Consider the following 25127-nt stretch of genomic DNA (forward strand, 5'->3'; position numbering starts at 1 on the left):
TTCACTTCCTTTCATATAGTATAAAGGATAGTAAATTCAAGAGTGAGGACGATTTAAATCGTGAATACATTCAGTTATCGCAACACATGGGTTGAAATTTCTCTGGATGCCATTTATCAAAATGCAGCTATGTTTAAAGCCAAATTGAGTGAATCCTGCTTGCTTATGGCTGTAGTGAAAGCTGATGGGTATGGACATGGAGCTGAAGAGGTTGCACGCTCGGCCATTCAAGCAGGTGCCAATTATTTGGGTGTGGCTTTCCTGGAGGAGGCATTGCAGCTTCGGAAGGCTGGAATAGAACACCCAATACTGCTTCTTGGTTACACACCGCCGCATGCGGTTGAGGCAGCAGTTAAGCATCACATTACTATAACTGTTGGTTCAGATGCTGAGCTGCAGCAATTAATAGCATGCACAGAACAACTGGGTATGCAGGCGCGTACACATCTTAAAGTGGATTCGGGCATGTCCCGTCTTGGCCTCACCACCTTCGATGAAGCACAAGCTTTATGTGAGAAAGCAGCCGGTTCCCGATTTGTTAAGCTTGAAGGCTTGTTTACCCATTTTGCAACTGCAGAAAGTGAAGATTCCTCTTTTACCGACCAACAATTTCAATTCTTCACTTCCTTGATTGAGCATCTTGAGAAGCATCAAATCCATATTCCCATTAAACACTGCTGCAATAGTGCAGGGACTATCAATTTTCCTCATATGCACTTGGATATGGTTCGAATCGGCATAAGTCTCTATGGTTTACTACCTTCAGGTGCGGACTCCCACCCAGCTTATCCGCTCCAACCCGCAATGAGCTTGAAATCGGAGATTTCTTCTATTAGAAGTGTTGCAAAGCAGCAATCTGTCAGCTACGGCCGTACCTTTCAGACTATGAAAACCAGCCAGATTGCCACCCTGCCTATCGGCTATGCTGATGGAGTCCCACGCCTGCTTTCCAACATCGGCTCTGTTCTGATTCGTGGACAAAGGGTACCGATTGCCGGCAGAATTTGTATGGATCAAATGATGCTTGATGTAACCGGGCTCCCCGACGTACAGATAGGTGATGAAGTTACATTAATCGGCCGCTGCGGTGAGCTATCTATCTCCAGCAATGAAATTGCTGCGTTAACTCATTCCATCAACTATGAAGTTGTTTGTTCTATTGGTAAAAGGGTGCCCCGGGTCTACACTCAAAATGGACATCCCATGAAAATCAAAGGGCATCTCATTTAAGGCTGATCGTATTTGTTCAAATCCACAAAAACAATGTCGTTTTTTCTCAATTCCTAACAAACCAAACTTCCGTTTAATTCCTTATACTTGGTAAAGAGTATAAATTGAAGGAGAATGATCTGCTATGTTAATCGGAATACCAAAAGAGATAAAGAACAATGAAAACCGTGTTGCCCTTACTCCTGCTGGCGTCGTATCCTTTGTGAAGGCTGGTCATCAGGTCATATTGGAAAATCAGGCCGGAATCGGCAGCGGATTTACGAATGAAGATTATCTGCAGGCTGGAGCGCAAATATTGGACCGTGCTGCTGATGTTTGGTCACGTGCGGATTTAATTATGAAGGTCAAAGAACCTGTAGCATCGGAATATCCTTTTTTCCGCAAAGACCTAATTTTGTTTATGTATTTGCACTTAGCGGCAGAACCTGAGTTAACCCGTGCTCTTAAAGAACAAGGTGTAACTGCCATTGCCTATGAAACTGTAGAATTAAACCGTTCCCTACCATTGCTTACCCCTATGAGCGAGGTAGCTGGACGGATGAGCGTACAGATTGGTGCGCAATTATTGGAAAAGCCTCATGGTGGAAAGGGGATTCTGCTTGGCGGGGTCCCGGGGGTAAAGCGTGGAAAGGTCACTATTATCGGCGGTGGAGTAGTAGGTACGAATGCGGCTAAGATTGCTCTTGGACTTGGCGCTGATGTTACTATTATTGACTCCAATGCAGATCGTCTTCGCCAGTTGGATGATATTTTCGGTGCAGCGCTTCAAACCTTGATGTCTAACCCGTTTGATATTGCTGCTGCCGTCGCTGAATCAGATTTAGCGATAGGAGCCGTACTAATTCCAGGAGCAAAAGCGCCAAAATTAGTCAGTGAGGACATGGTTAAAGCCATGAAACCAGGCTCTGTGGTCATTGATGTTGCAATTGACCAGGGTGGCATATTTGCTACAGCAGACCGGATTACTACCCATGATAATCCTACCTATGTCAAGCACGGCGTCGTCCACTATGCAGTTGCTAATATGCCTGGTGCCGTACCACGCACCTCTACTCTTGCTTTGACAAATGTAACTCTGCCCTATGCCTTGCAAATTGCAAATAAGGGCTTGAGACAAGCCATTCAAGATAATCCTTCGCTTAGACTTGGTGTGAATGTAGCTGCAGGTTCAATCACCTATGAAGCGGTGGCCAAAGCTCTTGGTGAGGAATACGTCCCTGTTGAGCAAGCTTTCCTTGCAGTTCGGGCTTAAGTTGAGCTTAAGTCAGGCTTTTGTCGGGCATGAGCATACTTCGGTTATGAACCTCTTCAAGGTTGTTATGGCTGTCTGTCCTTGTCGTATATGATCCGAACCATAGTAACAATAATAGCAACAAACAATGATAATCCTATAAGTGTCCATGTTAAACCTAACATAACCATCGTCCTTTCTTGAAAAGCCGGGCCGCCTCATATGGTTCTTTAGACCCGGGTTTGCAACCTGTATTCTTGACCAGTTTGCGCTATTCAGATTAAGGAAATGTGTCTTTATAACTATTTATATCATAAAATTTTTCCATATATTTGTCAACAAAATACGACATTTTATTTCTTTTATTTTACTGTTTCTCAGTAAGACGATTTTCTTTTATAAACCAAACCAGGGCTGCGCTTTAGCAAAGCTCTGGTTTTTTGCTTTTTCATTTCATCTTTGCGATTAGCAATTGCGATAAATAGTCCTGAAACTCAGTGATCAAACCTGGATTTCAGCCCAGTAAAAAAAATGGGATCAAACGTTCTATTTTTTATTGATCTTGTCATTGATCCTTGGTATAATTAGACATAAGGGAAAATTGAGAGAGTCATTAAACATGGTTCATAAACCGTTAAATCAACGATAACTATACTCAGACAAACACAGTGGAGATGGGTTAAATGAACGATAATTTCTATGAAGAGCTGCACAACCTGAAGCATGAGGACGAAATGAGACCTAAAGTTCTTATGCAAGGCATCAAACGCATACTTGAAGAAAAGAAGGAAGAAAGCTTGCTCAAAAGATGGCTTCAGAGAAAGAAGAAGATTGAGCCCAGCCGCTGGAAGTAGCGAAGCCATCCATTTTTAATTGACTCTCTATTGTTTTTCTCTCTTATCCAAGTATTGAACCGGCTTCCCTCAGTGGTCCTCTAACCCGTCTTATGATTATTTGAATCGAACCCTCCATTCATGTAAATAAACTCAAATACAATATTAACTATCCAATTCATATACTTAGGTAGCGGTACTACCTAAACATAGTACTAGTTTTAATCGCAAACAGCTTTATAATCAAACATAAACAAGATTATTCCTGAATGGGGTGAGGTTATTCCATGCTCCAGACAGCTGTTCTCATCCTGGCTTATATAGTCGGCTGCTTTTCAACCGCTTATTTCCTCGTCAAGCTTCAATATGGTCAAGATATCCGTACGCTTGGAAGCAGGAATGTTGGAGCCAGGAATGCAGGGAGAATGTACGGCTCGAAAGCTTTTCTTATTACTTTTATAGGCGACACTTCCAAAGCTGCATTGGTGGTTTATGCAGCCGGGAAGGTCACATCATCCTTGACTTACCTGCTGCTAGCTCTGCTGGCAGTCATTATTGGACACATTTATCCAGTGTTTTTAGGCTTCAAGGGCGGCAAAGGAATGTCCCCTTTTGCTGGTGGCGCGCTTATCCTGGATTGGAGAATTTTTCTTCTTATGCTTGCCCTCGCTCTGGTGTTTCTGATACTTTCCCGACGATTTTCACCAGCTGGTCTTACTGCTATTCTCACCTTTCCTCTGCTTATTTTCCATTTCCAGCATTCATGGACTAACGCTCTAATCGGACTACTTGCCGTATTTCTTATCCTCTATGCGCACAGGAGCAACATCATGGAAATTGTTAGGAGTTGGACTACATGAGTTTAGTTTATAAAATTGCTTCGACCTCTATGGAGATGGAACAAATTCATAGACTGAATTATATGACGTTTGTTGAAGAAATTCCGCAGCATGCACCGAATGATACAGGAAAGCGGGTTGACCGTTTTCATAATGAAAATATTTATTTAATCGGCAAGAAACGTGAGAAGCTTGTCGCCATGCTAGCTATACGAAATCAACGCCCATTTTCATTAGACGAGAAGCTTCCGCCGCTTGATGCCTATTTGCCCTTTGTTCCCCAGCACATGGTAGAAATCAGACTGTTATCTGTAGAAAAGGAACATCGGACAGGTCAGGTTTTTTATGGATTGGCGAAGTATTTGAAACGATACCTATGGGACAATAACGTAGAATTAGCCATTATGTCTGGAACGACCCGTCAGCTTAAGCTTTATCGCAGGCTTGGCTTCATTCCATTTGCCCATCTCGTCGGTAATAAAGACGCAGTCTTCCAGCCTATGTATATGACCAAGCAATCCTTCGAAAGCTCAGATGCGGCTAAGCTGTTTGAACCGCCTGCATCCCAAACTGAGCCCGTAACCTTTTATGCTGGACCCGTACCTATTGAAGAAGATGTTGCCAATGTGATGAAGCAACAGCCCCTATCGCATCGCTCTTCGGCCTTTATGGATACAATGAGTAACGTGCAAATGCTGTTAAAAGAAATGACACAAGCCAATCATGTAAAGGTTCTCTTGGGCTCAGGGACATTGGCGAATGATGCAATTGCGGGTCAGCTATCCCTATTGGATGGAAGGGGTCTCATTCTAGTAAACGGAGAGTTCGGACATCGGCTGGTGGATCATGCAGAGCGCATGGAATTAAAGTTTGATGTTCTGGAGGAGACTTGGGGGAAACCGTTTAGTTTCGAAGACATTGAGCCTTACATGCGGGAAGGCTCTTATAGTTGGTTATGGGTTGTACATGGCGAAACCTCGACAGGCATGTTAAACGATGTTGAGGGTATACAGCAGCTTTGTCACGCATATCAAATCAAGCTATGTTTAGACTGTGTGAGCTCAATTGGTGCAGTTCGTGTGAATCTGGCACATGTTTATTTGGCCAGCGGTGTTAGTGGGAAAGCCATTGGCGGCTATACCGGACTTACTTTTGTCTTTCATCAGGAAGAACTTGAGCCTTCTTCCAAGCTGCCGCGTTATCTCGATCTGGGCATGTACGCAGCAAAGAACAGTGTTCCCTTCTCACACTCATCAAATTTACTCGATGCATGTTCCCAGGCGCTTCAGAAATATTGTACTGACGATCCGTATGAACGGTTAATAGAAGTGTATGAATTATTAATTACAGAATTACAGCGTGCAGGCCTAACTACTATGACTGAAAAGAAGCATGCTGCCCCTTTTATAGTGACGATTCCATTGGCAAAACCGCTTTCTTCCCAAACAATTGGGGATACTCTGGCGAAGGAAGGCTTTTTTGTCCAATATGAAAGCGACTATTTGCTGCACAATAATGTGTTTCAAATTGCGACGATAGGCATTACGGCTGCCAATGTGCTGGATTTAATCCGCTGCCTGGAAGCCTGTTTGTCCTCCTAAAATATCAAAAGAAAGCCGGGTCGAAGTCAGAACGTTGTCTGAATTCGGCTCGGCTTTGTATGGAAACCTCTTTCGTATTCTTCTATTTATCCTCTCTGCTGAAGAAAGAAATTGGGATATTTTTGAAGAAGGGCATCTTTCTCAAAACGGGATTTCACATGTACTCTGAGTTCCTTCTCGGCTAATTCAAAGTTATGTTCACGAATATATTGGACGATCCAGGTATGCTGCTGTATAATGATTTCCCAATCAAAATAAACGGCTAACAGCAGGTTTCTAAACCGTTTATAGTGGGAAAGCATTTGCTGAATAAGGACCCAGATTCTATTTTTACCACATTTAATGAAAATTGTTCTATGGAACTCTTCATCAAGCTCGTGCAGCTTTTCGTAATTTTTGTGCTCGCTGTAAATTTTTTGCTGTGAAATAAGCACTTCCAAATCGATTAAGTCATTTTCGGTAAATATGTCACAGGCTATTTTAAGGATGGCAACCTCCATAGTCTCTCTTACAAACCTGGCCTCTTCCACCTGATCCATATCAATCAAAGAAACGAAGGATCCCTTCTGCGGGTAAATCACGATCAGGCCTTCTTCGGCCAATTTAATAAAGGCTTCCCGGGTAGGTGTACGGCTGACCTCCAGCTTTTCGGCTATGTCCTTCTCGGAAATCATGATGCCAGGCTCGAACTTTAAGGTCAGTATATTTTGTTTGACAATGTCATATACATAATCGCGATTCAACCCTTTTCCCAGCTTACTTTGCTTTTGCAACTTCCATCTTCTCCCTACCAACATTATATTAATATACTAGTTATACTAGCATAAGACCCAAAAACTTACAACTAATATCTATATTCCTGCTTACTTCTTGCTGAGATTTCCGTTCTCGTCAAAAATGAATGAATAAGGATCGGATAAAAGCTCAATATCGGAGTGGCTTCGCGCCTCTTCCAGCATACTAAGCGAAATTTCTATCTCTCCCAGATGCAGCGTGTCTCTAATACGCACTAGTCTGCACTGGTTGTAGTCTAATATATTGCATGTTTTAACCGCAGCCTTTATGGCATAGAAATCATTGTCCAATGTTGTGGAAATGTTGCAAGGCAAGCATACGGTTGAGGTCAGTCCATTGGCATAGGTGGCATCGGCGTTCATTTTTTCCACCAGGAGCCGGGTAGTGAAGTCGGATAATCCGATTCCCGCTGCATTTCCTTTCGATTCCTTGGTCAAATCCAGTGCAACAATTTTAGTTACTTCTGGTCCCCCATATGCATACGGAGTCGGAAAGCGGCCTGTTACGTTCGGGTCCATGCCATCACCGCTAATGTTTTTACCAATGTAATCAATTACGAGCACATCAAACTCAGGCATTAAAAATTTCGGCAGACGCTCCTTCGCTTCCACCAGCAGCCCAATCTCCCGCTGTTCGATTTGTTCCGTCGGGATCGCCTCAATCCGGTACGTTTGATCATAGGCATTCTCGACAATCGCCACGCCAAAAAGAATCGGCAGCTTTCGGATCATGCAGCGGGCAGCGGCGGGCATATTGTCCGCCATGTGCTTAAAGCCAAGCTGATGAATCGCCTCAGCACCCTTTTGTTTGCCAAGACCGATGGCAATCATCTTTAACAAACCGCTTTCGTAAGGTCCGCGGAAAGCCGTGTGCGGCTTAATCCGGTTAATAACTACGATAGCATCTGCTTCCAACGCATATTTGTCGACATATACGGCTACTCCATTGTCCAATCTGTCTAACTCCACCACTTCCATCGATGCCAGAATCGGCGTATCCATGGCAGCTTCCGTTATGCCAAGCTGCTTCAGTATTTCAAGCTGCCCTTCCGCAGTTGCTCCCCCATGACTGCCCATGCAGGGTACAATAAAAGGATGCGCGCCAACCGCTTTGATTTCATCAAGCAAAGCTCTCGTCATGATGGCCAAGTTGTTAATCCCTCTGCTGCCAACCGCTACAGCTACGCGCTGTCCTTCCCGAATGCGGTCGAGTGTTCCAGGCGTTGTAAGCTCCTGCTTCATCTTGGCTGGAATATCCTTGATATGGCTGCTGTCAAACTTTTGCCTGATGCGCACAACAGGTGGAATCGGAATGGGCTCAAGCAGCTTTTTGACCATACTCATAGGAGTCCCTCCTTCATACCGTGCTGCTCCATAGACAAACCGTCAAGCAATTCGATAACATAGATGAAATTCCGGATAATATGAAAGGGATCCTTGACCGGAAGAGCAACCACCTTATGAATCGGTTCCCCATTACGCTTGCGGATCTGAATCCATTCCCCAATTTCCTTATCCGGATTCGGAAAGGTTAGGAACGTATAGTCATGAACCTTGCCATACATATCCATAAAAGCTTCATCCTGAGTCAGCTTATAACAAAGCAGTGAAGTGTACAAAGCTTCCGAATGAGGCCACCACAGCTTGTTATCCCAGTTTTGCTCTATTTGCTGCACCATGGGCGTTAGCTCATGGCCGTTCTTATCCCCTGTAGGCTTGCCGCCCTCTCGATCAACAAACAGCAGCAATCCGCCATACTCAGAGTCCCATCCCAGCTCAAACATTTTTTTAGTAATTTTTGCAGCAGGCTTTACATAGGTTTGATCCTTGATTTTGAGTGAAGCATGAATCACAAACCACATATCCTCAATGACATGCCCAGGGTTGCAATACCGGCCCAGTAAGGAATCTAGCCGGCTGTTATCCATCCCGATCATTTCATTCAAGACACCTTGATCATCTGCAAAATGTACCATAATTTCATCCATAAGCTGCTTGAGATTTTTCCGGTAGTGCCCCGTTTCCGCATCCCCAGCCCCTAGAGCCTCTTCCGCCTCCAGCAGTTCCTGGGTCAGATTGAGCATTATCATCGGAATATTATGAGATTTATAGCCTTCTGGTGTTGGATAAGGGGCCATATGATAGCTGCCCTTTTGATACCTCTTAAGGATAGAATCATAGATCTTTCTGGCAAAATCTAAGCTATCTGCATCCTTCGCCACAGCAGCATACTTCGCGAGCCCGGCAGCAGCAAAACAATCCGCAAAAATACTGGAATCATAGGGAACCTCATCCGATGCTCTCTTGGGATTACCTTTCTTGTCCATCAGAAACGTACAGTTCCCATTCTCTAACAGACTATGGTCCATCAGAAAGCGGGCGCCATGAGCTGCTAAATTCAGAAACTGCTTCTGCTCCCCTTCAGCAAAAACGCCACCCTCAAGCGATGCGAGCTTAGCATAGATCCAAACAAATCTGCCTTGTGACCAAGTATACTTATCATCACTAACAAGTGTGCTGCCTGAATTATCGTAACAGTTATAATAGCCTCCATCTTCCCAGTCAACCGAACGAAGCCAGAAAGGTAGTAACACGGTTTGCAAATGATCGATATAAAATTCCCGCAATGATTGCAATGATTGACTACTGCTTGGACGGTTCATCCTGCTTAGCTCCTATTCATGCTCCATAAGTTCTCTGGTCACCCGGGCCATTTCCGACAAGTCATTAGATCCATAGCCTTTGAGATGTCCAAGACGAAGCAGGTTTAATCCTCCATCCAGAACGAAGGAAGGCATTTGCTGCTCATCAAACAGCCTTTTCACATACGTAATATCTTTGAGTGCAAAATCCAGGGAAAAAGAAGGATCATACGTTTTATTCACAATTTTGGCTCCATTGCTCTGATACATCGGGCAGCTCACCCCGCTTTGTCCGATAATTTCGAACAGCTTCTGCGTATCAAAACCCAGCTTCTCAGCCAGCGGAAATATTTCAGCATACAGCGCAACATACATAATGGACAAATAGTTATTGGCAAGCTTGGCGATATTCCCTGCCCCTGGGCCTCCAATATAATGAACACCTCTAGAAGCAAACGTGCTGATTATGGGCAAACAATCCTCGTAGGTTTCCATGTCTCCACCAACTGTGACGATTAATGCCCCTTGTTCTGCATGTGTGGGAGTTCCCGTTAAAGAGGCATCAGCGAAAAACCCTCCTGCAGCTGTAACTTTATGATAAAGCTCTTTCGAAGATAACGGATAGCTTGTGCTTAAATCGATAATAGTTTTACCTGAAATTCCATAGGAAATAAATTCATGCACCGTTTCTTCCACTTGAACAGATCCGGGCAAAGACAGAAAAATCACATCGCTGCTTTCCAGAAGCTCCTTTTTATCCGCGGCAATTGTCGCAATCTGGGCAAAAGCTTGAAGATTCGTTGCGTTGATGTCAAATACAGCAGTTGAATACCCTTTGGATATTAATTGATGGCAAATTCCACTGCCCATACGGCCGAGTCCGATAAAACCTATTCTTTTCATATGATGTTCCTTCTCTCCAGTTTGTAGGGGGAAGAGCAACATAGTTGCACTGCTGCCCTCCCGCTTTTTTTATTGAGCTTGCTTCTCTTTGTCAATCAGTGCCTGGAAATCCTTCTGAGCTTTGTCGGCAGCAGCTTGAATATCTTTACCTTCAATCGCAGCACTCATCGGTCCGCTAATAATATCTCTCGCCTCGGCTACACCTATAACTTGCGGACGGTCGATCCCCACACCAATTTTAGTCGTTTCATTAATAACCGTTACCAAATCAGCCGGATAATCCTTGGTGGACTCCGCATTGCTCCAAACCGATTGTCTCGCACCCGGGTTACCGGCTGTTTGAGTTTTCAATACAGTCTCCTTGCTGGTCGCCCACTTCACAAACTCAGCAGCCGCTTCTTTGTTTTTGGAGAATTGGCTGATAGCCAGCGCACCGGAGCTGACATTATAAGGCTTGGCTCCTGCCGGACCTGCCGGGAACATGGCATAACCGACCTTGTCGCTTACCGTAGATTTGGATGGATCCGCGACGTTCAGATAAATTGCGTCCGCATCCGTGAATAGTGCTACTTTACCTTGAGCAAACGCTGCAGCCGCTTCGGTCCAATGCATATTAATCGCTCCCGGAGGACCAAATTTATTGAGCATATCTCCGTAATATTTAAAAGCAGCCAATGCCTCTGGTGTATTTATTGTCGCTTGATCGCCATCGTGGAACTGTCCGCCGAAGCTGTAAAGGAACCCGGAAAACTGGGTAACAGCAACCACTTTTCTGCCCCGGGCAACAAACCCGTACATCCCTTTATCAGGATCATGAAGCTTTTCCGCTGCTTGCATCAATTCATCCATCGTAGTTGGAACAGCAATATTGTTTTGCTCCAGCAAGTCTTTCCGGTAGTACAGAATTTCCCGCTCTGTCGTTATGGGAATACCAATTAATTGATTATCATAAGTAGAAGTATCCAATGAGGACTGAATGAAATCCTTTACATCGTATTCTTGATCATTGTCCACATACTTTCCAAGCGGCTCTACCCAGCCATTTTTGGAGAAAAGCTTCGTTTCATCCAGCGGACGAATAAACATTACATCCAGTGAAGAAGTTTTGGCATTTAGTTCCACAGCCATTTTGTTGCTTGTCTGCTCTTGACTGAAGGATTCCACTTTCACTTTAATACCGGTTTTTTGCTCAAATTCTGGCAGCATCGTCTTAATTGCATCCAGCCAAGGATGCACGGCCATCACGAACCGGATCTCTGTTCCGGCATAAGGCTTGTCACTCGGCGTTGAAGCTCCGCCATCTGGCGTTGCGGCACCTTCATTATTGTTGGAACCACAACCTGTTAAAATCATCACAGATGCAAGCAGCAAGAGAGAAGACTTTTTCCAAAAGCTTTTCATTTTTTTAAACCCTCCCATAATCGATGTTTTCTTTAAGCTTTGATTACTCTAAATAATGTAAGCGGATTTAGGATTCCCCCTTTCATAGTCACCCCTTTACGGCCCCGGCTGTCAGACCCTGCATAATAAATCGTTGAGACGTTAATGACAGGATCAGAATCGGGATGGTGATCAAGACCGCGGCAGCCATCAAAGCGCCCCAATCAATAGCTGCATACGAAATAAAATTGAAAATGGCTAGCGGAAGTGTTTGCGTCTTCCCTCCGGCAAGTGCCATTGAAAACACGAGATTATTCCAGGAAAAAATAAAAGAAAGCAGGGACGCGGTAATAATGCCAGGAACAGAAAGCGGCACGATAATCCGCAGAAACAGCCCGACAATCGAGGAGCCGTCAACAATAGCAGCCTCTTCCAGCTCTTTGGGCAAGGAATCAAAATAAGGAATCATGATCCAGATAATGAAGGGCAAATTAATAAGCAGATGGCTCAACGACAGCGCGAAATGTGTATCCACAAGCCCCATTTTGGAAAAAATAATGTACCATGGAATTAAAAAAGTAATGCCGGGAATAAAACGAACCATCAATATAATAAGACCCAGCATGTTTTGTTTGTATCGGGAAATCGCATAGGCTGCAGGCAGCCCCAGCAATATAGCCAGGAGCGTGGATGCAACACCGATGATCAGACTGTTCATAATCGGTTTGACAAATTCATATTGACCGAATACGGTTTGATAATTATTCAGGATCGGACTGAACACAAACAATTGATCCATGGACATAATTTGCACCTGTGTTTTTAACGAAGCCAGGATCATCCAAAGGAAGGGAAAGCAAATGACCCCTAGAATAAGCAGCAGTCCTACATAGAATGTGACCGAGCTGATAGCTTTGCGTGAAAACCTCGCTGATTTCGGCTTCGCCTGATTCGGGTAAGCTGCATGCATCATTGATCAACCCCTGCCTTTTTTCTTACGTAGACAAAAAACAAACTAACCATCGCTACAAGCAGCAAAAACAGCATAATTAGAGCTGAAGCTAGTCCCACCTTGAAAAAACTGAATCCGAGCACATACCCATAAGTATTCAAGGTCTCGGAAGAATTCCCAGGGCCGCCTTGCGTGGTCGCATAAATTAAATCAAACGTTTTCAAAGCATCGATCATTCTCAGCAGCATAGCGACTACGATCGTTGGAAGCAGCAATGGAAAAGTAATTTTCCAAAATATTTGCCATCTGTTCGCTCCATCGACTACTGCCGATTCATAAGGTTCCGACTGCAGGGTTGTCATCCCGCCAAGCACGATGAGCGTGATCATAGGCGTCCATTCCCAAATATCCACAAGCATCAAAGAATGAAGCACCGTGCTGGAGGAAGCCAGCCATAACTGCGGATCAATGCCGAACTTCCCGAGCAGAAAGTTGGCAAAGCCGACTGTTGGCTCATAGATCAGCATCCATACCATGGCGATCGCAACTGGAGTTGAGACCATAGGAAGCAGGAAAAGCGTCTTGACCAAATTTTTAAATTTAAAGCTCCGGTTGAGCAGCAGCGCAATAAGTACGCCAAGCAAAGTTTCTGCAACCACTACACCGAAAGAGAAATACAGTGTCCGTCCGGTAGCTTCCCAGAACCTCGTATCTTTGATGAGAGCAAGATAGTTTTCCAGTCCTACCCATTTGGGAGCTTCAGTTCCTGACATGCTCCATTCGTGAAAGCTAAGCCAACCCGTATAAGCAAGTGGGAAAACTACCATTAGAGCAACAAACAACACAGCCGGAAGTGAAAATATATAGCGGACATTTTTGTCAACCCATTTAGAAACCACAACGTCACCTTTCCTTGTTTTCAACTTGATACAGATGACAATACGTTACATAACCCTCTTCACTTGAAGCAATTGAAGCAATTGAAGCACTTGAAACCCATTGAACCCCAATGAACCCCTTCTGATTAATATTCACCTAAGATGGAACACATATTCGCCAATGAAATCGCTTCCTTCATATCTAGCACTCAAACCCCACCTTCACTCCTTTAATTGTTTCTTTCATTCATATTCAACTACCATACTAGTTATACTACCATTTCATGTTTTAAAAATCAATAGGAAAAAACACCTTGCGTTTTTCCTTTAAGGAGGGTGCTCATACGTTAGTGCAAGGAGAAAGGAACGGACTGTGGGCTCCAACCGCTGTTAAAGATTTGTTCCCTTGAATGGAATGGATGTGGAGGTTGGAACAAATCTTTAAATGCGGACGCTATCGCTTTTCCACCCACAGCCCTTCCCTCTCTCAGCTACAAAGTGCCGAACACGCCACGCTCAAACGGACTGCCAGCAGACGTCTCTTTCCTGACCGAAAGGACAAATACTTTTAGTGATATAAAACATCACTAAAGAGCCGGCCGTACGCGAAAAGCTGCCTTTAGCAATGAAAAACATCGTTAAAATTCAAAAAATCAGCCAAAAGAGGCCCTCCCTAAGTCATTGGTTGACTTTCGGAATAGCCTCTTCTCATTTTCCCTCACTTTTGCTTACAATAACGCTAACGCTTTGCTATAATTTTCTACAACCCAATTAGCTTGGGGTAACCGCGTTTTTGTATCTAATAACGGTGTCATAGCCTTCGGCCGAAGCTGCACATAGCAGATCGCTTTCTGCACAATAAGCCAGACAGGAAATATGCAGTATGCTTGCCCATTCTGAATCAATGTTAACTAATTGGCTGTTGTCCTTAATCACTCTCGGACGGCCCAGATCAACGAAGCCTTTTTCCTCCGAAAAATAAAACACATGCCCGGCATCCATGGCATCGCCATATACGCCTACGATCGCATTACCCTTAAAGGAGACGAAATCCCGCAAGCCTCCTGTAGAATACAGTCTGCCGTAACTTTTGATCTTTACAAGATCTGGAGTTATATGAGCGAACAGACCGTCTTTGGTACCTATAGCGATGGAGCCGTCGTTCATAACGATACCGCCAGTTACAGCAGCTTGAAATGCTCTGCCTCTGACCGAAGGCGCAGTAATACTCAGCACATCCGTCTCCTGCGTTGCAATATGGTAAACCAGCAGCTGATCGCCACTTCCCGATAACAAAAGACGTCCATGATCCAGGGCGATAACGTGGGCATTGGCTGACGCTAAACAAATATCCGGCAGCAAGGACAGGCTCCCACCTTCTGCGATTCGAAGCTTTGATAATCTGTCATCCGTATCACTAATCAAAAGGGTCTTGTCATCCAGTTTGCATACGATCCGCTCAGCCTGAATATTTTGCAGCTTAATTGCAGCTTGAATTGTAGTATCTATAAGATTGGCTACAAGAAGGACATTGTCAGATGTCAGAATCGCCGTCTCATGGTGAGTCAGAGAGATACTGGACAAAGGCTTACCGTGCTCGTGCAGGACTACAAGCGTCTCAAGACCTTCACTATCTTCTTCGGCAATGATAAGGTAGACAGCGTCACTTCCTGTAATGCATCTGACCTTTCCTTCCGATACACGCATATAGTTAACAGCAGAATTTTTCCAATCTATGTGTCTATGCAGCGCCAATGTGCGGATTCTCTCAGCTTCAATATGCATAAAATAGTGTTTATTTTCATTCATATGCATGCTCTGTTCGATAGAAAGCGCACTCTCAAGCACAGGTAAATGAGACAGCGGCATTTCTTGCTCAGCTACCCCATTATTCTCCTCAGGTGCAGGCGGCTGCAGCTTCTTAACATCAGCAACCAGAATGTAAGGGGAATACTCGCCACACACATCTACGATATGCAGCAAGCCGTCGTCATCAAATAACATTTCGCATACATAATGGGATTGCTTTCCGCCAGGAGCTATAAGACCCAGATTTTCAGGTTCTCCTCCATTTAGAATATCCCATCTGACCAGCCGCATAATATCCTTGCCGTGATAGGTTTCCAAGCCATAATACAACACGAAATTCTCGTCAGCTGCAAGGCCTCCAATAGCGTAGCCGACAATCGGGTTCCTCGGCTGCTCCGGACGTAGATGTATAAATCCATGCCTCGTCACTTCAAGGGTTTCCGGATTAAGCTCGATCATCTCTCCATCCACATTATTGGTTAGAAACAATGTCCCCCTGGAAGATTTCAAGCCATAAATGAACTGCCTGCGGTATTTCGTTCCATGAGGCGATTCGAAGTAAATTTTCAGATCCTCAATCTCGTCCTTGGCAGGGTCCAGCCTCCACAGACTTCCCGTATAGGAACCGCCATATAGGATTCCTTTGTCATCTTTGATCAACCGGCAGCTGGAATATTCCGACACCTTGCCATAATCCTTCAGTTCATTTGTTGTCAAGTCCAATCTGTAGAAATGACCCTTCATATAGCCCAGAAAATAATAATAATTTGGATCATTCCCTAGCATGCCGCCATAAATACTTTCCCTCGGAACAGGAATGCCTCTTACATTTACATCATTGGTATCTGGATCAACAATAATCAGAATCGATCCTGGATAGCCTTCCCAAGTGTGCTCATAATGCTGCTCGTAAGACCATCGTTTATGTCCAGGGGCAGGAGCGGTATTATGCGTTGTCATGATCAATTTACCGTCAGGCAAAAAATCGATGCTCGTATGAATTTTACTAGGAGGCATCTGAGTCGGTGTTACGATCCAGGATTTTTCCAAATCAAAAATAAGCCTTGTATCTCCGGTCTTCGGATCATATTCGTACAAAAGCGCCGACAATGGCTTCTCGTCTTCACCGCAAATACTCAAATAAAACCGGCCATCCGGGGATCGTATGAAATCCCATACGGAGTTATGGCCTTTCTCATTAGGCAGCGGTACAAATCTGGTATGTTCTTCGGCCATCGGCGCTAACAAATTATGCTTCATTTCCCTACCTCCAACATATTCTTGCTTGCCTGGGAATAACAGCGGATTTCGTAGATGGCTGCTGCCGGATCACCGTTTGTGGCTTGCACTGTAACGCGAATCCTGCCTGTACGAATGGATTTTTCTGTTTCGGCCGTTTCGCTTATATCGCCTGGATGGTCCTTATGCTCACATTGACCCGTAAACTCCGGAACGATAGACCGTCGGCGTTGGTAATTGCCTTCAATCGAACCGATTCCCACCCAGTTTCCTTCTACGAAAGCTTCGACAGTAATGTCCTTCGGACACTGCGGGTCATGGTACAAAGCAGGATACGAACGATAGTCCCGCAGCAGATGACCTGGAAACGTCAGTTCAATCAGACCTATCTCAACAGGCTGCTCCCATGATAGCTCCAGCCACTGCGGCATCGGCTGCGCCTGGTCGGAACGCCATAGATTGGTAGACCGATATGGTCGGGTAACACCGCTAATCACCTGGTCCGCCCCATAGCAAGATTGGGCAGGCTCGACGCGAAAGCTCTGTGTCACGCCAGTGCCAAGCCGCCGCATCCGTCCTGTCCCCAGATCATAAGCGCTGACATGGCCCGGTTCGACGGCTTCTGCCTGGCGCCATCGTACATGCGGCTGCTCGCATAGATCCAGCCTCACATATTTCCCTTTATATGCCGATACGTCGAGTCCAAGCTGCCATTCCACCCATTGCTCGCAGCCCGGCTCTACAGTCAGCATGGCCGTAGCGAGAGCTGAACCAGGTTCGACTCTATAATCCCAAATATGATCCACTGCATACAGCCTTGCTTCAACGAATTGTACGCTTTCCATTTCGCTGCTGAGACACACAGACAGCTTCTCTAAGCGATCGCTACCAACGGCGATCCATTGCCCTCGTCTTTGCCTCAACAGCTCATTTGGCGATGCTGCCCCAGAGGTGCAGTCGGCGGGCTCCGCTCCGCTCAGCTTCGCTTCACTGCTTGCACGGATGGCAGCTGACTGAGCCAGATCATCCGCGTCTTCGTTCACCGCATTAGGCAGAAAGCATCCGTCACGAAGCAGCGCCTGCTGCACATTCCGTACGCTCTGTTCCGATAATTCTAGCATGGAGCTGCCTTCACGAACGGCAAAAGCTGCCGCTGTCCCTGCGGCCTGGCCCATTACAGCCGTTGTGCCCATGACACGGACCGTGCCAAGTGCAGCATGGGTGACGCTGACGTTCCTGCCAGCCATCAGCAGATTGTTCATATTGTGTGCTATTAAAATCCGCAGCGGAATTCCATAAGGTCCGACATAGCTTTTGGCCGTATAGGCGCTGTCATGACCCTCGATGGCAGATCTCTCGCTGAAAGGAGCAAGCAGCCCTCCCGGCTCGTGCAGATCAATAAACCAGCCGCCATAAGCGATTTCATCCGGAAACACCGTACGTTCCAGCGGATCATGCTCCGTCATGAAATATTGACCGAGGATTCGCCGGCTTTCCCGCTTTCCAGGCACCTGACCCATCCAATCTATCGCATAATTGGCGGCAGCTTCCTTCAGCTCAGGGTCCCTGTTTTTAATCCAGTCCCAGACGCCTAGAACATGACGGGTTAATTCATGGCGCAGCCGTTCGTTATCATATATGGTATGCCAGGGGACGGACAATTCAATCCACCAGTAACCGCCGCGCAGCTCGCCTGGCCATCTCCCCTGTTTATAGAAAAAATCAGGATTCTCATAAGTAACGGCCCAGGCAGGAGCCTTGAATGGCACAGGACGTCCGGTATCCTTCGCTTTGAAATGGATGGAGCTGCCCATAACAGCTTCACTCCCCTGAACAGGAGCATGAGGTTCGCCGAACTCGTCCCTTCCTTCCGTACCCATTCGCCACTCGCAGCCGGCAAGAGCAGCCACCATGCCATCTCCGGTACAATCGATAAACATATCTGCACACAGCTTCAGTTCCGTCTCCGCGTGATTCACTAGACCGATAACAGCCTCCACTGTCTTATCATCCGCCAGCAGCACTTCCGTAATAGCAGTGTTCAAGTGGAACGACAGGTTAGGCGTAGCCATAACCAAATCGTATTGCACCATATCCCAAACACTGTTAATCCAGCCATTGTCATGTGTCGGCTCCTCATGATTGCGCGCCCGCTCCTCGATCAGCAGCTCGGACACAATGCCTGTTTCCCTGGCATAAGCATGAAAACTCGCAGCCCCCTGAGGGGGCACGCGAATTTCCGACGAGCTGTTGCCGCCAAACACCGGCCGGTCCTGCACAAGGCATACCTTCGCCCCGTGCCGGGCCGCGGAGACAGCGGCACAGAGTCCCGCTAGTCCCCCACCGCACACGACGACGTCGTAACGCTCTTCAATCTGACGCCAATTCGTCCTCATGCTGCTTACTCCACTCATTTCACATAACCTAATGCTTTCAGCTCTGATTCAGCTTTCTGTGTGCGTTCAGGTAAATAGAAGGTCGAATTCAGCTTCTCCACATAGGCGTCAAATTCTGCAAGCGGTCTTTTATCATACATAAACTTAATAAGCTCTTCATATTCATAGCGCTCATCGGCAATAACTTGTTCAGGAAGGGAAACAAAGGAACTGTACACATTAATGCGCGGTAAATTCTTGGCGAAATCAATCTCAGTCTCCTGATCCGGGAATTTAGCTTTCAAATAATCCATCTCATTGCGGCCAGTCAGCTGTACTTGCCAAGCATAGGCTGTTTCCGTAATCGCTGGCAGTACTTTGACTTTACCGTCTACCATTTCAAAATGCTTGCCTTCAATACCGTAGTTGACAGTCAATTGTCCCTTGCCCGGATCGGTAATGTAGTTCAGGTATTCGAGCACTTTATCGAGTTTTTCCGGTTCTTTCTCCAGTGCTTTGGACAGTACAATCATCGGGCCGCTGCTGCCGACATCCCAAATACTGAAATACTTGCCGCCTGGACCGGTCAAAGCGTCAAGCTGTATCCACTCAGCGTTCGCATTAATATCCTTATAAGTCTTCTTCGCTGCTTCTGTAGCAATGGCAGACCAATTGATTGCGATCACGCCTGCCTGACCTTTGAATGCCTTATCCAGCGGATTTTGGTTCGTTACAATTTCAGGATCCACAACCCCTGATTTGATCAGACCGGCAATAAAGCCAAGCGCGTCTTTCGTAATCGGATCTGTCGTAGAATAAACGACTTTATTGTCTCTAATCATCCAATGTCCGGGAGGGGCAATGCCAAATGTAGAGAAAATCCCGTTGAATGCCGGGAGATCTGCACCCGTCAGCCCGTAAGTATCCTTCTTGTTGTTTCCGTCCGGATCCTTTTCCGTAAATGCGACGAGTACCTCTTTAAACTCTTCCAGCGTTGTTGGCACTTTCATGTCCAGCTTTTTTAACCAATCAGCGCGAATCCAATAGGAGTCCATCGGAATCGAAGGCCGTTTCGCTAAAGCATACATTTTTCCATTAAACATCCCTTTTTTCAGATCTGTCTCGGTATATGCGTTTTTAATGTTCGGGAGCTTATCGAGATAATTGCCAATATCCAGCAAAAGATCCTGTTCCACAAACGTCTTCAGCGTGCCTTGGGTAACCCCAAACACATCAGGTGGCGTACCCCCGGCAATTCTTGCTGTAAGCACTTGATGATACTCCGTAATCCCGATATTAAAGTCCATTTCCATGTTCAAATCCTTGTTCAGCTGCTGCAAAATCGGATCTTCCTCCTGTGGAGGATTTCCGCCGCTGCCGGCAATAAATACGCTAAATTTGACAGGCTCCGCTGGTTTTGCCGTTTCCTTAGCACCTTGATCAGTCTGTTCAGGGGTTGGGGATGTGCTTCCAGCTGGTTCTTTTTTCTTGTCTGCCGCGCAAGCAGTGAGTACTAATCCAACACATAATAACAGCACGATGAAGCCACTTTTCCAATTTTGCATATAAACGACCGCCTCTCTCTTCATATCATTGAATGTCAGCCCTTAACTGAACCCAGAAGAACACCTTTGGTGAAATACTTTTGAATAAACGGATACACCATCACGATGGGCAGTGCCGTTAGCACAACCGCGGCCATTTGCAGAGATACCGTAGGCAGCGTTTCCTCCACGTTGAGTTCCGCCGAGCCTTGCGTAGATCTCAATATGGTCTGCAAAATAACCTGCAGGGGATGCAGCTTGCGATCACTAATGTAAATAATAGCGGAGAAAAACTCATTCCAGTGCCCTACCGCATAAAAAAGTCCAACAGTTGCCATGATCGGCAGTGACAAAGGAAGCACAATACGAATCATAATATTCGTTTCTCCCGCACCATCGATTCGGGCCGCCTCATCCAAGCTTTCCGGCAAATTTTCATAGAACGCTTTCATTACCAAAAGATTGAATGAGCCTATCGCACTGGGAATAATCATAGCCCAAACTGAATCGAGCAGGCCAGTCGCTTTTACAATTAAATAGGTTGGAATCATGCCCCCGCCGAATAATGTAGTAAATACAATCAGCAGCAGGAAGAAATTGCGTCCGGGTAAATACTTTTTAGTCAGCGGGTAGGCCATCATAGACGTTAGCAACAGATTAATAAATGTACCTACAACCGTGATAAAAATAGTAACGGAATAAGCATGTGGTATCATACTGTCACTTAGAAATGCCCGGTACGCTGCCAGTGTTATTTTTTTCGGAAAAACCAGAAAGCCCCCTTGCTTCAATACTTCACTGTAAGGGGTAAGCGAGACGCTGACCACATACATAAGCGGAAAAAGAATAATGATGCAAAGAGCTGCCAGGGAAGCGTATACAAAGAACATATATATTTTATCTTTCCATGATTCTGTTACCATATGGACCCCTCCCAACGTCTGGCCAGCTTATTGGCACCAACGACCAGAACAATGCCGATCAGGGTTTTAAACAAGCCTACAGCAGTTGCCAAACTGAAATCCATCTGCTCAAGCCCAACGCGAAATACCCAAGTATCAATAATATCTGCGACTGGATATACATGTACATTATAGAAAATGTAAATCTGTTCAAAACCGGCGTCTAGAATATGTCCCAGTCTTAGAACCAGCAGCAAAAGAATCACATTGCGGATGCCTGGAAGCGTGATATGCCAAATCATTCGAAACCTGCCTGCCCCATCAGATCGTGCCGCTTCATACAGCGATGGGTCAATCCCCGATATGGCCGCCAAATAAATGATTGCGCTCCAGCCCACGTTCTGCCAAAGTCCTGATGCTACCAGCATGCTGCGGAACCAGTCCGTTGAAGTCAGGAAAGGGATCGTTGGACCGCCAAAAGCTTTGATCCACTGGTTAATCAATCCGTCGGTTTGTGATAATAAAGCAATTAATAAGCCGTAAATGATGACCGTAGATAAAAAATGCGGTAAGTAGCTGATGGTTTGAACGACGCGCTTGAATGCCTTATTGCGCACTTCATTTAGCATAATAGCCAGTATAATGCCAGGCGGCATCCCCCAGACCAATTTGTACAAACTAATCAAGAGCGTGTTTCTTAAAATTTGAAAAAAGTACGGTGAATCATAAAACGCTTTGAAATGTTTGTACCATGGATCTGCGAATGGACTTGCCGTTATCCCCTTAATGAAGTTGTAATCTTTAAAAGCAATAATGACACCATACATTGGACCGTATACGTAAATCGCATAGTAGAGCAGACCAGGTATGAGCATCAAGTAGAGCGCACGGTACTTCCACAGCTTGTTCCACCATTTTTTTCTTTGGCGCGGTACGGACAATTTCCCGACGTTTGGAGATGTCTGTACGTCCACCAAGCTTCCCCCCTTTATGTATCAAGCTGTTTACAAGCTTTATTATAACGGGGATTCTATGGGTAAAATATGCAGATCAGACACGAAAATGTCAGTAGATTAACGAGAAGGACGCCTGGCGGCGTCCTTTGAGGTGCATGTTCATGACGTTGGTGCGGGGGAGAGAGTCAGCTATGGGATTCCACCGCTGTTCAAGATGTGTTCCCTTCAATCGATCAGGGGGTAGGAACACATCTTGAAAGGCGGACGCTAGCGCTCTCCATCCCATAGCTGACTCTCTCTGGCACACGCAGTGCGCATGAACACCTAGGCCTCAAACGGACAGCCATCCAGGGTTCCTTCCTGAGACTAAGGGATAATGAACATATAAATTTCGCGCTTCACATAGGCTCAGCTTACGGAAGTGGAAGCGAAATGACGACCTCTGTCCAGAGGCCAGGCTCGGAACGAATTTCCAGGCCATACTCCTGGCCGTAATGAATGCGAATGCGCTCCTGCACATTGGACAAGCCTATTCCCTGACGCACTCCGGCGGGCAGATTCGAAAGATCCGTTTGCTCTGAAGGCGCAAGCGCCATAAGTGTCTGCTTAATCTGCGTGTCCGTCATGCCTTGACCATCATCTCTAACTGTAAGTAGAAGCTTGCCTTCCTCGGCTCTTGCTCGAATCCAGACAGTGCCTTCGCCTTTGACGGCCAATCCATGAAATATAGAGTTTTCCAGCAGCGGCTGCAGAATCAGCTTGGGCACAGTAATCTGAGCGAACTCTGCTCCCAGTTCCTCCACATAGTTAAAAGCTTCACCATATCTAATCTTTTGAATTTGTACATAAGAACGAAGCGCCAGGAACTCCTCTTCCAAGGTGGCATTATCCGTTTTGCCAATGCTGTAGGAAAGAAGCTGGATCAAGGAACGTATGGTTTCCTCTACTTCCTGGACCCTGTGCTGCTTCGCCAAGCTTCCAATGCAGGCTAACGTATTATAAAGAAAATGAGGACGAATTTGATTGATCAGCAGCAGCAGTTCGATTTCTTTTTTACGTTCTTCATTTTCCTTTACTGTCTGCAGCAATTCTTGAATGCGTCCCATCATGGTGTAGAAGCTAAGCGAAAGCCTGCCTATTTCATCCTTGCGTTCGATTTGCCGCGGTGGAACGGCTAGGCGTTCACCACGAACCCGGTCCATTTGCAGGGCAAGACGATTGATGGGGATCGTAAAATAACGGCTGATACCAAGCGTCAATACAATGAGCAAAGAAAACCAAAGCGCTCCGATCGTAAGAAAACGAACGACGAGGCTTTGCCCTGCTTCATTGAATTTACGTTCATCGGTGAGCGTGACCAAATACCAGCCTAGCTCATAACGCTTGCTTTTCACAGCCATAAGCGGGCCATCCGCACCTTCAATGCGGCTTACGCCATTAGGTAGTTGGGTCAGCGCGTTGGTGAAGCTGTCCTCCATTTCAGGAGGCAATGTTGCGTGTTTGTAGGGTACTATGCTGCTATAGGGGTTGTAGGAAACGATATGACCTTGATTCGTAAACAAAGTGAATCCCTGCCCGGAGCTGTACAGCATCTCATTAAGCCGTTTAGTCAACTGATTTGTATTAATCTCAACCAGAAGGATGCCATCGCCACCCTTAAGCGCCAGTGCAAAAGCTATCGTCTGCCCTACCTGGAGCGGTGTATAATAGGGCTCACTCCAGTTGACAAGCCCGCGGTTCTCATGAGCGATACGGGCAATTTTGGGCAGCTCCGGGTGACCGACTACATCATATATCAGCTGGTTGCTGGAAACGACCGAACCGTCCTCCCGCAATACGAACATATGTGAGATGATGGAACTGTTCTGTTCGATATTTCCTCTTAGCATGTTCTCGAGCTTCTTGGGATCCTTCAGTAAGGTATCGTCAATATCAGCTGATGCATTGATTAATATATTGCGGATGTTCTGCAAATAAAGCTCCAGATATTGCCCCGTCCGCTCGATAAAAATAGTCATATCTGCCGATTTTTGCTTACTGAGTGCTTCCCGTGAACTGCTAAGCGCACTATATAGCAGGCCAGAGAAAACAAGCAGACTCGCCAATGCAAGGGTTAGAAAAAGCCTCACGAACATACTGTTGAACACTTTGCGCGAATTAATCATCCGATCCTCTATATTGCCTCGGACATTTGCCATACTGCCGGCGAAATACGTCCGTAAAATAACGATAATTGGGAAACCCCGTCTCCGCGGCAACCTCGTAAACCTTCATTGGACTGTGACGCAGCAAATAACCAGCCTTCTCAAGTCTGATTCTTTTCACATAGTCTTGAAAGGCTTCTCCTGTTTCGTTGCGAAACAGAGCACCGAAATAACTCGTGCTAAGGCCAACATGCTTTGCAACTTCCGGAATGCCAAAGGACTCCTTTAAATGCTCATTTACGTAAGAAACCGCACTTCGAATTTCATAGCGCTTTTCAGGCACATCACTCTCTTTTTTGGACATAAGCCCCTTTGCCTTATTCAAAGACGCGAGCAGCTCATGGTCCCGATAAGTGCCTTTCAATAAATAGTCACAAGCGCCCAGCACCAATGCCTCTCTGGCGTAGCTAAAGTCACTGTGACAAGTCAGTAAAATAACCTGAACCTCTGGTCTCCATTCTTTGATATGACGGGTTAGACTCAGGCCATCCATGACAGGCATAACTATATCCGTCAAGATGATATCAGGCTCCCTACTTCGACATAATGCCAAAGCCTCCTGTCCATGACGTGCCTCACCTACCAGAGCAAAATTATGCTGAGCCCAGGAAAACATACGCAGATTCTCACGAATTGGCACTTCATCATCAACGACCAGTACCTTGGTTAGATCCACCAAAGCCCCCTCCATCCTGTTACAAACATCTATGATTTCCTCTTATTATATAATGAGCTGAGCACCGGAAATAGGCACTCAAATCGGCGAAATGTCAGAAAATTAACGATTTTGCGAAGCGCTTACATGATGTTTACTG

At 45.8% G+C, this 25127-nt stretch carries 19 protein-coding genes; 5 read left to right on the top strand and 14 right to left on the bottom strand.

Going from position 1 to position 25127, the window contains the following annotated elements:
• Positions 1 to 60 precede the first annotated feature (60 nt).
• From alr to J2Z66_RS03500, 5 genes are all read left to right on the top strand, one after another.
• Positions 61 to 1230, top strand: coding sequence for an alanine racemase (gene alr / locus J2Z66_RS03480; RefSeq protein ID WP_209969964.1), 1170 nt, complete (start codon positions 61 to 63; stop codon positions 1228 to 1230).
• Between the two features lie 124 nt (positions 1231 to 1354).
• Entirely contained in the window at positions 1355 to 2482 is a 1128-nt protein-coding gene (gene ald, locus J2Z66_RS03485) for an alanine dehydrogenase (protein WP_209969965.1), read from the top strand.
• A gap of 662 nt (positions 2483 to 3144) precedes the next feature.
• Positions 3145 to 3315, top strand: a complete 171-nt coding sequence (locus tag J2Z66_RS03490; protein WP_209969966.1) for a hypothetical protein — start codon at positions 3145 to 3147, stop codon at positions 3313 to 3315.
• 266 nt (positions 3316 to 3581) lie between these two features.
• Positions 3582 to 4154, top strand: a complete 573-nt coding sequence (locus J2Z66_RS03495) for a glycerol-3-phosphate acyltransferase (protein WP_209969967.1) — start codon at positions 3582 to 3584, stop codon at positions 4152 to 4154.
• The gene (locus J2Z66_RS03500; RefSeq protein ID WP_209969968.1) at positions 4151 to 5734 is read left to right on the top strand and encodes an aminotransferase class V-fold PLP-dependent enzyme; all 1584 of its coding nucleotides are present in this window, start codon (positions 4151 to 4153) and stop codon (positions 5732 to 5734) included. The genes J2Z66_RS03495 and J2Z66_RS03500 overlap by 4 nt, the downstream gene beginning before the upstream one ends.
• A gap of 86 nt (positions 5735 to 5820) precedes the next feature.
• Here the strand turns inward: J2Z66_RS03500 and J2Z66_RS03505 are convergent, their stop codons facing one another.
• From J2Z66_RS03505 to J2Z66_RS03570, 14 genes are all read right to left on the bottom strand, one after another.
• Entirely contained in the window at positions 5821 to 6507 is a 687-nt protein-coding gene (locus J2Z66_RS03505) for a GntR family transcriptional regulator (protein ID WP_209969969.1), read from the bottom strand.
• Between the two features lie 90 nt (positions 6508 to 6597).
• Entirely contained in the window at positions 6598 to 7872 is a 1275-nt protein-coding gene (locus J2Z66_RS03510; RefSeq protein WP_209969970.1) for a nickel pincer cofactor-dependent isomerase, group 22, read from the bottom strand.
• Positions 7869 to 9191 (bottom strand): AGE family epimerase/isomerase, encoded by a 1323-nt coding sequence (locus J2Z66_RS03515; RefSeq protein WP_209969971.1) that lies wholly within the window; start codon positions 9189 to 9191, stop codon positions 7869 to 7871. Before J2Z66_RS03515 ends, J2Z66_RS03510 begins: the two co-directional genes overlap by 4 nt.
• Before the next feature lie 12 nt (positions 9192 to 9203).
• Complete coding sequence (locus J2Z66_RS03520; RefSeq protein ID WP_281068786.1) at positions 9204 to 10115, bottom strand: NAD(P)-dependent oxidoreductase; 912 nt, start codon at positions 10113 to 10115, stop codon at positions 9204 to 9206.
• A gap of 27 nt (positions 10116 to 10142) precedes the next feature.
• Positions 10143 to 11474, bottom strand: a complete 1332-nt coding sequence (locus J2Z66_RS03525) for an ABC transporter substrate-binding protein (protein WP_209969973.1) — start codon at positions 11472 to 11474, stop codon at positions 10143 to 10145.
• 88 nt (positions 11475 to 11562) lie between these two features.
• The gene (locus J2Z66_RS03530) at positions 11563 to 12426 is read right to left on the bottom strand and encodes a carbohydrate ABC transporter permease (RefSeq protein WP_245375252.1); all 864 of its coding nucleotides are present in this window, start codon (positions 12424 to 12426) and stop codon (positions 11563 to 11565) included.
• Positions 12423 to 13304 carry a carbohydrate ABC transporter permease gene (locus J2Z66_RS03535; RefSeq protein ID WP_209969974.1) on the bottom strand — a complete coding sequence of 294 codons (882 nt, stop codon included), beginning with the start codon at positions 13302 to 13304 and terminating at the stop codon, positions 12423 to 12425. Before J2Z66_RS03535 ends, J2Z66_RS03530 begins: the two co-directional genes overlap by 4 nt.
• Positions 13305 to 14054: 750 nt before the next feature.
• Entirely contained in the window at positions 14055 to 16352 is a 2298-nt protein-coding gene (locus J2Z66_RS03540; protein ID WP_209969975.1) for an NHL repeat-containing protein, read from the bottom strand.
• Positions 16349 to 18727, bottom strand: a complete 2379-nt coding sequence (locus tag J2Z66_RS03545; RefSeq protein ID WP_245375253.1) for an FAD-dependent oxidoreductase — start codon at positions 18725 to 18727, stop codon at positions 16349 to 16351. The genes J2Z66_RS03540 and J2Z66_RS03545 overlap by 4 nt, the downstream gene beginning before the upstream one ends.
• Positions 18728 to 18741: 14 nt before the next feature.
• Entirely contained in the window at positions 18742 to 20271 is a 1530-nt protein-coding gene (locus tag J2Z66_RS03550; RefSeq protein ID WP_209969977.1) for an extracellular solute-binding protein, read from the bottom strand.
• 35 nt (positions 20272 to 20306) lie between these two features.
• Positions 20307 to 21173, bottom strand: a complete 867-nt coding sequence (locus tag J2Z66_RS03555) for a carbohydrate ABC transporter permease (protein WP_209969978.1) — start codon at positions 21171 to 21173, stop codon at positions 20307 to 20309.
• On the bottom strand, positions 21167 to 22027 hold the full coding sequence (locus J2Z66_RS03560) for an ABC transporter permease (protein WP_209970318.1): 861 nt from the start codon (positions 22025 to 22027) through the stop codon (positions 21167 to 21169). The genes J2Z66_RS03555 and J2Z66_RS03560 overlap by 7 nt, the downstream gene beginning before the upstream one ends.
• A 494-nt stretch (positions 22028 to 22521) precedes the next feature.
• Positions 22522 to 24273 (bottom strand): cache domain-containing sensor histidine kinase, encoded by a 1752-nt coding sequence (locus J2Z66_RS03565; RefSeq protein ID WP_209969979.1) that lies wholly within the window; start codon positions 24271 to 24273, stop codon positions 22522 to 22524.
• Positions 24266 to 24988, bottom strand: coding sequence for a response regulator transcription factor (locus J2Z66_RS03570; RefSeq protein ID WP_209969980.1), 723 nt, complete (start codon positions 24986 to 24988; stop codon positions 24266 to 24268). The genes J2Z66_RS03565 and J2Z66_RS03570 overlap by 8 nt, the downstream gene beginning before the upstream one ends.
• Between the last annotated feature and the right edge of the window lie 139 nt (positions 24989 to 25127).

The sequence above is a fragment of the Paenibacillus eucommiae genome (assembly GCF_017874215.1).
In the GTDB taxonomy this organism is placed as follows: domain Bacteria; phylum Bacillota; class Bacilli; order Paenibacillales; family NBRC-103111; genus Paenibacillus_AI; species Paenibacillus_AI eucommiae.